The organism is Phytohabitans aurantiacus (assembly GCF_027923225.1).
GTDB classification, from domain to species: domain Bacteria; phylum Actinomycetota; class Actinomycetes; order Mycobacteriales; family Micromonosporaceae; genus Phytohabitans; species Phytohabitans aurantiacus.
Window position 1 is genome coordinate 1 of sequence record NZ_BSDI01000026.1, and the last position, 12320, is coordinate 12320.

Consider the following 12320-nt stretch of genomic DNA (forward strand, 5'->3'; position numbering starts at 1 on the left):
TCGGGTTGCCGCTGCGGGTGCCGAATCCAGCGGTCGTCAACGGGATCCGGGTCGCGCTGCCCGAAAACGAGACCATGTCCGGGTTCAACCGCACGTACCACAGGTTCGGGTTGCCCCAGTACAGGTACGCCTGCCCGTCGTCGTCGATGAACGCCGCCGGATCGATCTCACCGTTGACCACCAGAGGGCGGCCGATCGCGTCCCGGAACGGCCCGGTGGGACTGTCGGAGACACCGACCCCGATCGCCATCGAGTTCGTCGCCCGGTTCTTCACCGGCACGTACCAGTAGAACTTGCCGTTGCGGTAGATGGTGTGACCCGCCCACGCGTCCGCGCTCGCCCAACTGAAGGTGCCCAGGTTCATCGGAGAGCCGTGGTCGGTCCAGTTCACCATGTCCGCGGACGACCACACCCGCCACTCACGCATCGTGAAATAGGTCGAGCCGTCCTCATCGTGCCCGGTGTAGAGATACACCCGACCGTTGTGCACCAAGGGAGCCGGATCGGCCGTGTAGATGGTCTGCACGATCGGGTTGTCGGCCCTGGCGATTCCCGGAGACAGGGCCAGCACGCAGAGCAGGACAGTCATCCAGGCGGGAAGCTTCGCGAATCTCATAGCCACTCCCCCGGTCATGCCCGCGCGCAGGTCAAAGCGGGAACGCTGTTGGTGCCGTTCCAGGAGCCGATGAAGCCGAACGTGGCTGACGCGCCGGCGCCGAGGTTGCCGTTCCAGGTCTCGTTGGAGACGTTCTGGGTGCTGCCGCTGGGCGCGTTGCGGCCGCCCCAGATCTGGGTGATGGCCTGGCCGTTGGCGAACGTCCAGCTGACCCGCCAACCGGTCAGCGCGCTCGCACCGGCGGTCACCTTCACCTCTGCCTGGAAGCCGCCCTGCCACTGGCTCGTGATCTGGTAGGTGGCGGCGCAGGCACCCGCGGGCTCGCTGGTCGGCGGCGTAGACGGCGGGGTGGTGGGAGGCGTGGTCGGCGGTGTGGTGGGCGGTGTCGTGGTGGGCGGGACGCCCTGGAACTGGGTGAAGAATCGCCACACCTCACCGGGAACCCACGTGCGCGAGCCGCTGTCGCCGCCAGCGCCGTCCTGCGGTGCGGCGATGTGACCGCCGTCGAAGGCCGCCCAGACCACCGGGTATCCGGCACGGCAACCCGAGTACGAGAAGACGGTGTGGGTCAGGCTGCCGGCCCTCGGCTCCGGTGGCGTTGCCGCCGCGCAGCCGTTGTTTCGCACGAACCGGTCGCGCAGTGACCGTCCACTCGCGACGCTGTCACCGATACCGTGCACGCCGAGGTACGCGATGGGCTGGGTGCCTCCGCTGCAACCGCTCAGCGTGCCGGGAGAGGATTGCACCGCGACCGCCCGGAAGACGTTGGGCCGGGCGCACGCCAGGGCGTAGCTCATGCCGCCGCCGTAGCTGAAGCCCACCGAGAAGCGCTGCGTGGTGTCGACGCAGAGGGCGTCTTCGATCCTGCGCAGCATGTCGTCGACGAAGACAACGTCCTCGCCGCCGGAGTTTGCCCAGCCGTTGCTGATGCCCTGCGGCGCGACGAAGATGGTGCTGTTGTTCGACAGGCGCAGCAGGCCGTAGTAGGCCCACACGTCGCGCTGCACGGTCTGCCCGGTGGCGACGTCCGTGGCGGTCCCGCCCCACCAGTGAAACCCGAAGACCAGCCGGTACTGGTGGTTGCGGTCGTAGCCGTCCGGCACCCGCAGGATGAAGCTGCGGTTCTTGCCGCCGCTCTGGATGGTGTGCGTGCCGCTCGCGATCGTCGGGGCCTTGCCGCAGCCGGCGGTCGCCGCCATGGTGCCGGCGTCCGCTGCCGACGCGGTGTGGAGACTGCCGCTCAGCATCGCGCCCGCCGCGGCCACCACGAGAGCCGCCGCCACCGCGACGGTTCCCAGGAAGGATCTGCGCCTCAACATCATGTGACTCCTCCGCAGCAGCGTGTTAGCGCTAACAACCCTGAGTAGCAGAATGTCTGTCATCGATATGTGGGAGCGCTCCCGATGGGTGCTTGTGAGATTGCCAGATTGTTTCGCATCCATCAAGAGGAAACTGTCGATGCGTCGATCGAATCAGAAAATCGCAAGTAGCAAAAACATTCGAGACTTTTGTTATGTCGACGGGTGTTGCTTGGTCACGGCCCGGGGACACGCGGCCGGAAAGCGGCGGGGCTCTTTTGTGCCGAACCCCGCCGCCGCGGATACATCCTTAACGCTGCAACGTAAGCAGGCCCGGCCGGTACGGCAGGAGGCCGTAGTCGCCGCCGGAGTTGGGGGCGCGGCCCTGATACAGCAGCCGCAGGTTGCACGGATCAACGGTCATCGTCTGGTCGGCGTTGCTGCGGATCAGCTCGCCGTGGCTGATGTCGTTGGTCCAGGTGGCGCCGCTGTTGGCCTTGCCGGCGAACGGGCTGCTCTCGGTCGCGGCCTGCGGCGTCCACGTACCGCCCAGGCTGGTGGCCGTGAACGAGCGGAAGTACCGGCCCTGCGCGCCGATCGCCTCCACGAGCATCAGGTACCGGTTCTGGCCCTGGAGCTTGTAGACCTGCACCGCCTCGAACAGGTTGTTCGTCGAGTCGGTCATGATCGTGGTGTACGCCGAACCGAAGTTGCCCGGGAAGTTCCCGATCGGCATGCTGGCCCGGTAGATCCGGCCGTTGTCCCCGGCGAAGAACAGGTACATGTTCGTGCCGTCACCGATCAGCGCCTGGTCGATCGGCCCCGTACCCGAGCCGGAGATGCTTCCCGTGAACAGCGTCTGATGCGCGGACCACGAGTTCACGTTCGTGGGATCGGTCGAGGTCCGGTATGAGAACGCCGGGCCGCCCCACTGGTAGGCCAATACCCAGATGTTCTTCGGCGCGAAGTAGAACAACGACGGCGCCACCGCGGAGAACGGCATCGGGTTCTGGCTGGCCGAAGCCATGTCGGAGAAGTTCGTGAACAGGCCGAAGTTCATCGAACCCCAGCGCGTTCCGAAGTCGTGCGTGGTCGCGTACACCAATTGCCGGCCGTTGTACGGCGCGTGCGTGAAGTCCTTCAGCGACACCCACCCCGAGCGCGGGGTAGCCAACGCACCCGTCGAGGACCACCGGTAGCTCGACGGAAGATTGCACGTGCTGGGTGGCGACGTGGTCGGCGGCGGCGTGGTTGGCGGCGGGGTGGTCGGGTTCGTGGTCGGCGGCGTCGTCACCGGGGTCGTCGGCACGGGGCCACCGGTACACGCGACGCCGTTCACGGCGAAGCTTGTCGGCACCGGGTTGCTGCCGGTCCACGAACCGTTGAAACCGAATGCCACCGTACCGTTCGTCGGAACCGAGCCGTTGTAGCTCACGTTCCTCGCCGTCACCGCCGAACCGCTCTGCGTCAACGACGTGTTCCACGCCTGCGTCACGGTTTGCCCGGCGCCGAATGACCACGTCAACGTCCAGCTGGTCAACGGATCACCCAGGTTGGTGATCGACACGTTGGCGCCGAACCCGCCCTGCCACTGTGACGACACGGCATAGTTGACCGAACAGCCGGCTGCCGCGGCACCGGCGGGCAGTGCGACGACGGCCGCTCCCGCCACCAGCAACGCGACGCCGGTCGAGGCCAAGGCGACGGTCGCCCTGAGTCTTGACATAAGCACCTTCCTTACGGGGATGTGATGGGCCCGGTCACGGTTTTCAGAGCGTGAACACGACCGTGGAGATGCTGCGTGCGGGGACGTTGATGGTGGCTTGTCCACCGTTGACCCCGACTGGCTGGCTGGCCGCGTTCGCGGTGACCGAGGTGAGGAAGTGCTCGGCCCGGGTGACGTTCTGCGGCGCCTGGACGATGGCGTTGTTGACGGCACTGTTCGACCGGTTGAGGATCACCAGCGTGACCTTGCCGCCACCCTGATACGCGGTCACCTCCAGCGGCGACGCCTTCGAACTCTTGGTCAGCGCGACCCGCTGATAGCCGGGGCGCACGTACTTGGAGTACTGCGAGAAGGCGTACCCGCGCTTGAGAGGTGCGCCGGCGGTGGTGCCATAGGCTGATTCACCATCGCCGATGAACGAGTAGTAGCGCTTGCCGTACCACCAGACGTAGGCGCTCCAGTTGCCCTCCATCGCCCGGTGCACGGTGCGCATGATGTCGTCGAGGGTCTCGTTCCAGACCGTCTGGTTGCCGGGATTGCCCCAGATGTTGGAGCCGTTGCCGTCGGCCGCGTGCAGGTTCCATTCGGTCATCCACACCGGCTTGCCGTGCTGGTCGGCCAGCGGGTACGACCTCAGCCGGCCGGATGCCTCGGTGCCGTACAGGTGACCGCCGATGTAGCCGATGTTGTTGCGGGCGGCCGCGTCGTTCAGCGTCGGGTCGGTGTAGCTGTAGTTCAGGTTGACCGCCTCGGCGACCATCAGCTTGGTGTTCTGCACCTTCGCGCCCTGGTCGCGGACGAAGTTGCGCAGCTCGGTGCCGCTCCAGTCCATCGAGTCGTAGTCGGGGTGCCAGTCCGGCTCGTTCTGCACCGAGGTGACGTCGATGGTCACGCCCTGGCCACGCATGTACTGGACGTAGCTGTTCAAGTGGTTGGCGTAGTCGTCGTAGTAGTCGGTGCGCAGCTTGCCGCCGTTGATCCGGCTGTTGTTCGTCTTCCACGCCGCCGGTGCCGTCCACGGCGAGCCGAGGATCTTCACGTTGGATCCGTACGACTTCGCCGTCTTCAACGCGTTCACATGCGTCGCCCACTCACTGGACACGGGCGAGATGCCGGTGCGCACAATGGACAGTCCAAGTTGGTTCGGGCCCATCCCGACCAGCGTCTGGGTCTCGGCCGTCGACCAGTTGCCGCCCCAGATCGCCGTCGCGGCGCCGTACCCGTCGATGGTCTGGTACCTGGTGCCGGTGTTCACCGTGATGTCCGCCGGCCCGGAGGGCGGCGGCGTGGTCGGTCCCGTCGTGGGCGGGGTGGTCGGCGGCGTGGTGGCCGGGGTGGTCGGCGCCGGACCACCGGTGCAGGCCACGCCGTTGACCGCGAAGCTGGTCGGTACGGGGTTGCTGCCGGTCCACGAACCGTTGAACCCGAACGAGACCGTGCCATTGGTCGGGACCGCCCCGTTGTAGCTGACATTCCTGGCCGTTACGGCGGCGCCGCTCTGGGACACCGTCGCGTTCCACGCCTGCGTGACAGTCTGGCCCGCGCTGTAGGACCAGGTCAGTGTCCAGCTCGTCAGCGGATCACCGAGGTTGGTGATGGTGACGTTCGCACCGAACCCACCCTGCCACTGCGACGAGACCGCGTAGTTCACCGAACAGCCCGCGGCCGCGGAGGCGGGCAGCGCCACGGCGACCGCCGCCGACGCCAGCAACACGACGCCGGCCGACAGTAAGGCGGCGGTGGTCGCTCTGGGTTTCCTCATCGAAACACTCCTGGAATAGGGATGACAGGCACGTCAGCTGGTGGCGCAGGACGCGCCGTTGAGGGTGAAGGACGGCGGCTTGGCCGTGTTGCCGGTGTGGTTCGCCTGGAAGCCGACGCTCACCGACGCGCCGGGCGCGATGGCGGCGTTGTAGGAGACATTCCTGGCTGTCACCTGTCCCGACGACGGCGAGTAGGTCGCGTTCCAGCCGGAGGTGATGGTCTGTCCACTGGGGAGGGTGAATAGAAGCGACCAGCCGTTGATCGCGGCGGTGCCGGTGTTGGTGATGGTGAGGTCCTCGGTCAGGCCGCTGTTCCAGGCGTTGACGGCCGCGGTGACGCGGCAGGCTCCGGTGCTCGGGGGCGGGCTGCTCGGGGGCGGGCTGCTCGGCGGCGGGCTGCTCGGCGGTGGGCTACTGGGAGGCGGGCTGCTCGGCGGTGTCGTGCCGCCGAACTGGGTGAAGAACCGCCAGGTTTCCCCCGGCAGGTAGGTCACGCGACCCTTGACTGCCGCCGGTGCGTCGCGGTTGGCCCCATCGGCCGGGCTGGCGTCGTGGCCGCCGTCGAACGCGATCCAGACCACCGGGTACCCGGCCCGGCAGCCCGAGTACGTGGTGGTGATGTGCGTCCGGCTGTCCCGGGCGGGCTCGGGCGCGTTCTGGGCCGCGCAGCCGTTGTTCCTGACGAACCTGTCGCGTAGCGACCGTCCACCGGAGATGCCGAGGACGCCGTCGCTGACGCCGTGCGCGGCCAGGTACGCGATGGGTTGCGAGCCGCCGCTGCAGCCGCTGATCTGGCCGCCCGAATAGACCGCGACCGCGCGGAAGACGGTGGCTCGCGCGCAGGCGAGCGCGTACGACATCCCGCCGCCCCAGCTGAAGCCCAAGGCGAACCGCTGCGACGTGTCGACGCACAGGTCCGCCTCGATCTGACGGATCATGTCGTCGGTAAACACCACGTCCTCGCCGCCGGCGTTGCCCCAGCCGTTGCCGAGCCCTTGCGGTGCCACGAAGATGGCGCTGTTGTTAGCCAGTTGGCGCAGGCCGTAGTACGACCAGACGTCCCGCAGCACGGTCTGTCCAGTGTCGACATCCACCGCGGTACCGCCCCGCCAGTGGAACCCGAAGATCAACCGGTACTGCCGGTTCCGGTCGTACCCGTCCGGGATCCGCAGGATGTAGCTGCGATTCTTGCCACTGCTCTGGATCGACCGCGTGCCGCTCGTAAGCGTGGGCGCCTTTCCACAGCCAGCGGAAGCCGCCAGCGTGCCGACGTCCGCCGCTGACGCGGTGTGGAGCCTGCCGCTGAGCGTCACACCCGCCGCGGCAACCACGAGTGCCGCCGCTATCGCGACGGCACTCAGGAAGGATCTGCGCCTCACCATCTGCAACTCCCAGCAATGTTGGAAAGCTCCCTATCGATATGTGGGAGCGCTCCCGATTAGTGCTTGAGAGATTGCCAGATTGTTTCGCATCCATCAAGAGGGAGTTGTCAATACGTAAGTGGCAAACAATTTTCGACGAACGACTTTCGACGACGCCAGCACATAACACTTTTTACTATCGACCAAAAACTGTTATGTCGAGGGGTGCCGTTTGGTCGCGGAGGTGGTCACGCTCGTGCCCAGCGTTGGTTGGTGCCGCCGTGGCAGCTCCACACGATGACCGCGGAGCCGTTGGTGGTGGCGGCGCCGTTGACGTCCAGGCATAGTCCGGTCTGGGCGCTGCTGATGGTGCCGTTGCCGTTGAACGTCCACTGCTGGTTGGCGCCGCCGTGGCAGTCCCAGATCTGTACCCGGGTGCCGCCGGTGGCGTTGGGTGGGACGTCGAGGCACTTGCCCAGTACCTGCAGGGCGGCGCCGTTCTGGGTGAACTGCTGGTTGGTGTTGGTGTGGCAGTCCCAGATCTGGGTCCCGGTGCCGTTGGCGGAGTTCGCGGAGCTGACGTCCAGGCAGCGTCCGGAGCCCTCGTTCCGCAGCCGGTTGCCGGCGGGGTTCGTGGGGTTCGGGCTCGTCGGGGTCGGTGTCACGCCGCCGTTGAGCCTGTCGAGGACCGCCGTGTAGGCCGGCTTCTTGTTGCCCGCGCAGTCGAACAGCAGCGCGTTGTCCGAACCACGCCACGAGTCGCAGTCCCGCACGCCCCACACCGTGATACCCGTGCACCGCGACACCGCCAAGCAGGCACGCGTCACCGTCGCGTAGATGTTCGCCTGGTTACCGCCCTGCATGACGTCAAGCTCGGTGATCTGCACATCAACGCCGAGGTCGGCGAAGCGCTGGATGTTCGCCTGGTAAGACGAGTCGATCGACGTGCCCAGATGAGACTGGAGCCCGACGCAGTCGATCGGCACCCCGCGAGCCTTGAAGTCCCGCACCATGTTGTAGATACCGGTCGACTTCGCGTTCACCCCATCGGTGTTGTAGTCGTTGTAGCAGAGCTTCGCGTTCGGGTCAGCCGCACGCGCGGCACGGAAAGCCGCCTCGATCCAGTCATTGCCGGTCCGCTGCAGGTTCGAGTCCCGACGACCACCGCTGCCACCGTCGGCGAACGCCTCGTTCACCACATCCCACGAGTGGATCTGACCACGAAAATGCGTCGCCACCTGAGTCACATGGTTGATCGCCGCGTTCCGCAGATCACCACCGGACAGCCCTTGCGCCCACCCCGGCTGCTGAGCGTGCCACAACAGCGTGTGCCCGCGCACCGACATGCCACGCGAGCGGGCGTGGCTGACGATCCGGTCACCTGCTCCGTAGTTGAACACTCCCCGCTGCGGCTCGGTCGCGTCCCACTTCATCTCGTTCTCGGCGACCACGCTGTTGAATTCACGGTTGAGAACCGTCATGTATGTGCTGTCGTTGAACTTGTACGTCCCGACCGCCGCGCCGTAGTAGCGGCCTTTCTCCGCCGCCGAGGCGCCCAACGTCGTACCCGCGTTGGCCGTGCCCGTGAACACCAGCGCCGCGCCCGCGGCGAGCAGCCCGGCCACCGCGAAGGAACCGATCGCGGTCCTCCGCCGCCGTCGCGCCGGAGCGCTCGAATGGAGCAGATTTCTCATTGTCAGTACCCTTCGAAATACACGCACGCACGAGCATCGATGAATGTGAGATTGCCAGAATGTTTCGAGGCCTTCAAGAGGCGAACATCGATGCATTGGTGGACTTTCGAGCCCGCCCGTTGGTAACACATTCCTGACCGTGATTGTTCGGTGTGAGCATCAGTGGAAAGGGCAGCAGCCGCTCGAGGGGAAGCAAACCATCGGCGGCGCGGGCGCAGAGAGCGCACGACCGGGTGTGCCGGGTGACGCGCTTGCGCCACAGTGGACTGGGCAGGCGGTCCCACCCCTCCACCAGAGCGGACAGCCGCCGGCACCGTGGACGCGCGTCCAGCGCGGCGACGAGCGACCGGCACAGGTCCAGCTGCTGACGCATGCGCTGGACGCGAACGCCGGTGTGCGCCCGGCTGGCCGACAGCGCCGCCGCGACCTCGGTGCGGGTCAACCGGCCGGCGGTCTCCAACCACCACAGGGGCAGCAGCTCCCGGTCGTCCGGATCGAGCCACCGACTGGCGCGTACCACCTGCCTGCGCTGGCCGGACAGCTCCGCGCACAGCACGGCCAGGTCCTCGGCGTCGACATCCGGCGACTCGGTCACCTCGTCGAGGGCCGCGGTGCGTTCGGCGTCGGCCTGCCGCCGGTGCAGGTGGGTGCTGACCTGCCGGGTCGCGATCGTCATCAGCCAGGGCCGGAAACTCTCCGGTGTGCGCAGCGTCCGCAGCTCGCGCAGGGCGCGGAGCATGGTCTCCTGCACGACGTCGTCGACATCGGGCAGCTCGCCCAGCGCCCGGCGCGCGATGAGGTACACGAGCGGCAGGTACTCGGTGACGAGCTGGTCGAGCGCCCGCCGGTCGCCGGCCCGTGCCGCGACGACCAGACTCGCCTCGTTGCCGGCCGGCATCACAGCCTCGAGGTCAGCCTCGGGCGGCCTGTGGCACCTCGGCGTTCACCGGCACCGGACGCACGTCCACCGGGTGCGGCTGGTGCGCGGCGCCGCCGCGGTCCGCGGTGACGACCAGCCGGCGGCCGGCATGCTCGGGACGCACGTGCGGTCCGCTGGGCGCGCTCGTCTTTCCATGACGCGCCGCGGCGATGACGGTTTCGTCGATCCGGACGCCCAGCCCCGGCAGGTCTCCGAGGACGAAGGCGCCGTCCGCCACGTGCAGGTCCAGCGCGACGCCGACCGGCGGCCGCAGGTCCTGCAGCTCGCTGGCGATATGGTTCGGCACCGACGTCGCGGCGTGCAGCAGGCCGACGGGCGTGGTGCCGACAGGGCTGACGGGCAGGTCGAAGGCGTGCGCCAGCGCCGCGACGCGCAGGAAATGGGTGACTCCCCAGACCGCGGCCGTCTGGACGATGTCCAGGCCACCCGCCGCGATCAGGGGGCGGAACTGTTCGAGCCCGGTCAGGTTCTCCCCGCTGGCGACCGCCGCTCGTACGCCGCGGCTGACGGTGGCCAGGCCGTCGGCGTCCCAGCGGCGGACCGGCTCCTCGATCCAGGCCAGGTCGAAGGTGCGCTCCAACTCGCTGACGTGGCGGACCGCCTGCTTGCGGCTCCACGACTCGTTCGCGTCGAGCATCAGCCCCGGCCGCATCCCGTGCGCCGCCTCGGTCAAGATTTCGCGCACCAGCGCCAGCCGGTGCCGGTCACGCTCGATGTCCAGGCCGCCCTTGAGCTTCGCCGCTCGGAGCCCGAGCTCCGCGTAGACCTGGTATGCCGCGACGAGTTCGTCGTCGGTCAGGCCGAAGTCGAGGCCGGAGGCGTAGGCGTGGACGGTGCGCTCGCGGCCGCCGAGCAGCCGCCACAGCGGCTCGCCGGCCGCCTGTGCCTTGATGTCCCACAACGCGGTGTCGAACGCGCCGATCGTGCCGAACACGACGCCGGTGTGGCCGGCTTTGAAGGTCTGCCGCAGCATCCGGTCGTACAACGCGGTCACCGCGCGGGGGTCCTGCCCGTCCAGCGCGGCGAAGACCGTCTCGGCTTCCACGTGGGGCCCGAGGCCGACTCCGGTGATCCCTTCATCGGTGTGGACGATGATGATCGGCACGGACATGACGCCGTCCGCGTAGACGCCGTTGGCGTCACCGACGGGTCGGCCCCACTCCTGCACCGTGGTCAGGGTCCGGTATCCGGTGATCCGCATGTCAGCCCTTCGTCGCGCCGGCGGTCACGCCGTCGGCGATCTGGCGCTGGAGGAACAGGTAGATCACCAGGACCGGCACGGCGGCGATCAGGACGCCGGCCGCGAAGGTGGGGATGTCGTCGGAGTACTGGCCACGCAGCGAGGTGACGCCCACCATGAGGGTGCGGTGATCGGCCGACGGCATCATCAGCAACGAGATGAGCACGTCGTTCCAACAGAACAGCGCGTTGAGGATGCCCACCGACAGCAGGGCGGGGGCGCCGATCGGCAGCATGATGCGCCGATAGACGCCGTACGAGGTGTTGCCGTCGATGCGGGCGGCGTCGATGATCTCGGGTGGCACCGCCCGGTAGTAGCTGGTCATCAGGAAGACGGTGAACGGCAGGAACTGCGCGACGTAGGCGAGGACCAGCCCTGGATAGGTGTCGATGAGACCGCCGTCGGCCATGATCCTCGCCAGCGGCACCATGATCACCTGGAACGGGATGAACAGCGCCGCCAGGCAGACCAGGAACAGCGCCGACGACCCGCGGAACCGCAGCTGGCCCAGCGCGAAGCCGGCCATGGATCCGATGAGCAGCAGCAGCGCCACGGCGCAGGTCACCACGATGAGCGAGTTGAGGAAGTAGCGCGCCATGCCGGCGCTGTTCCACGCGGTGGTGAGGTTCTCCCAGTGCAGGGTGCCCGTCAGGGAGAAGCGGTCGAGGATGTACTCCCGGCGCGTCTTCATCGCCACGTTGGCGGTGAACAGCAGCGGGTAGATCGTCGCCACGGCGAGGAGCGCCATGGGTACGGCGATCAGCCATCTGCTCAACCGCGTGCGGGACATCAGTCTTCTCGTCCCGCCCGGCGCAGCAGGCTGACCTGCAGCAAGCCGACGACCAGCATGATCAAGAACAACGCGGTGGACGCGGCCGACGCGAGCGCCGGGCGGTTCATCTGTCCCTGCTGGATCCAGATGTAGTACTCGGGCAGGTAGGTCGAGCCTTCCGGGCCGCCGCTGGTCATGATGTAGAGCAGCCCGAACATGGAGGTCAGCAGCCCGATCATCGTGGTGACGAAGACGAACTGGATGGTGCGGGACAGGCCGGGAACGATGACGTGCCAGATGGTCTGCGCGAGCGACGCGCCGTCGACCCGGGCGGCGTCCACGAGGGCGGAGTCCAGCGTGGCGAATCCGGCCAGGAACACGACCAGCCCCATCCCGAACGTCGCCCACACATGCACGCCGACGACGGCGAAGATGGCCACATCGGGGTCGCCGAGCCAGTCGATCGGCCCGATACCGAGCCCTCCAAGTACCGCGTTCGCCGGGCCGTCGAAGGCCAGCAGCAGGTTGAAGATCGCGCCGACGATCACCGGCGAGAGCACCGCCGGGAAGAAGTAGACGCCGCGGAAGAGGCGGTGCCCGGGTACCCGGAAGTAGATGAAGGTGGCCAGCAGCCCCGGTATCGCGACCGCGACCGGCAGCAGCAGGACCAGCAGTCCCACGTTTCGCAGCGCGGTGCGGAACAGCGGATCGTCGAGCAGCTCACGGTAGTTGTCCAGGCCGACCGCGATGCCGTTGCGCGCGCCGTCGCCGGTGAACGAGAAGTTGACGCCCAGCAGCAGCGGCCACAACCGCAGCACCACGATGATCAGGACGGCGGGTGCGACCAGTACGTACGGCGCGAGCCGTTCGGCGCGCCGCCCGCCCGGCATACCCCGCCCCGGCAACTGGA

At 67.6% G+C, this 12320-nt stretch carries 10 protein-coding genes; all 10 read right to left on the reverse strand.

The window, feature by feature from the left end; translation table 11 throughout:
* On the reverse strand, positions 1-589 hold a 589-nt coding region (locus QMG73_RS24495; RefSeq protein ID WP_281899533.1), incomplete at its 3' end, for a family 43 glycosylhydrolase.
* 41 nt (positions 590-630) lie between these two features.
* Positions 631-1935, reverse strand: a complete 1305-nt coding sequence (locus tag QMG73_RS24500; RefSeq protein WP_281899398.1) for a cellulose binding domain-containing protein — start codon at positions 1933-1935, stop codon at positions 631-633.
* Between the two features lie 289 nt (positions 1936-2224).
* Positions 2225-3640 carry a non-reducing end alpha-L-arabinofuranosidase family hydrolase gene (locus QMG73_RS24505; RefSeq protein ID WP_281899400.1) on the reverse strand — a complete coding sequence of 472 codons (1416 nt, stop codon included), beginning with the start codon at positions 3638-3640 and terminating at the stop codon, positions 2225-2227.
* 43 nt (positions 3641-3683) lie between these two features.
* Positions 3684-5402, reverse strand: coding sequence for a cellulose binding domain-containing protein (locus tag QMG73_RS24510; protein WP_281899403.1), 1719 nt, complete (start codon positions 5400-5402; stop codon positions 3684-3686).
* Between the two features lie 33 nt (positions 5403-5435).
* Complete coding sequence (locus QMG73_RS24515; protein WP_281899405.1) at positions 5436-6785, reverse strand: cellulose binding domain-containing protein; 1350 nt, start codon at positions 6783-6785, stop codon at positions 5436-5438.
* 227 nt (positions 6786-7012) lie between these two features.
* Positions 7013-8458 (reverse strand): endo-1,4-beta-xylanase, encoded by a 1446-nt coding sequence (locus tag QMG73_RS24520; protein WP_281899407.1) that lies wholly within the window; start codon positions 8456-8458, stop codon positions 7013-7015.
* A 73-nt stretch (positions 8459-8531) separates the two neighbouring features.
* Positions 8532-9356, reverse strand: coding sequence for an RNA polymerase sigma factor (locus QMG73_RS24525; protein ID WP_281899408.1), 825 nt, complete (start codon positions 9354-9356; stop codon positions 8532-8534).
* A gap of 13 nt (positions 9357-9369) precedes the next feature.
* The gene (locus QMG73_RS24530; protein WP_281899410.1) at positions 9370-10599 is read right to left on the reverse strand and encodes a mandelate racemase/muconate lactonizing enzyme family protein; all 1230 of its coding nucleotides are present in this window, start codon (positions 10597-10599) and stop codon (positions 9370-9372) included.
* A gap of 1 nt (position 10600) precedes the next feature.
* Positions 10601-11428: a carbohydrate ABC transporter permease gene (locus QMG73_RS24535; RefSeq protein WP_281899411.1), complete on the reverse strand. Its 828-nt coding sequence runs from the start codon at positions 11426-11428 to the stop codon at positions 10601-10603.
* Complete coding sequence (locus QMG73_RS24540) at positions 11428-12315, reverse strand: carbohydrate ABC transporter permease (protein WP_281899412.1); 888 nt, start codon at positions 12313-12315, stop codon at positions 11428-11430. Before QMG73_RS24540 ends, QMG73_RS24535 begins: the two co-directional genes overlap by 1 nt.
* Positions 12316-12320: the final 5 nt, after the last annotated feature.

Excerpts from the sequence above, each read along its gene's own strand:
- QMG73_RS24500 (WP_281899398.1), bottom strand. The coding sequence starts at position 1,935 with ATGTTGAGGCGCAGATCCTTCCTGGGAACCGTCGCGGTGGCGGCGGCT.
- QMG73_RS24505 (WP_281899400.1), bottom strand. The coding sequence starts at position 3,640 with ATGTCAAGACTCAGGGCGACCGTCGCCTTGGCCTCGACCGGCGTCGCG.
- QMG73_RS24510 (WP_281899403.1), bottom strand. The coding sequence starts at position 5,402 with ATGAGGAAACCCAGAGCGACCACCGCCGCCTTACTGTCGGCCGGCGTC.
- QMG73_RS24515 (WP_281899405.1), bottom strand. The coding sequence starts at position 6,785 with ATGGTGAGGCGCAGATCCTTCCTGAGTGCCGTCGCGATAGCGGCGGCA.
- QMG73_RS24520 (WP_281899407.1), bottom strand. The coding sequence starts at position 8,458 with ATGAGAAATCTGCTCCATTCGAGCGCTCCGGCGCGACGGCGGCGGAGG.
- QMG73_RS24525 (WP_281899408.1), bottom strand. The coding sequence starts at position 9,356 with ATGCCGGCCGGCAACGAGGCGAGTCTGGTCGTCGCGGCACGGGCCGGC.
- QMG73_RS24530 (WP_281899410.1), bottom strand. The coding sequence starts at position 10,599 with ATGCGGATCACCGGATACCGGACCCTGACCACGGTGCAGGAGTGGGGC.
- QMG73_RS24535 (WP_281899411.1), bottom strand. The coding sequence starts at position 11,428 with ATGTCCCGCACGCGGTTGAGCAGATGGCTGATCGCCGTACCCATGGCG.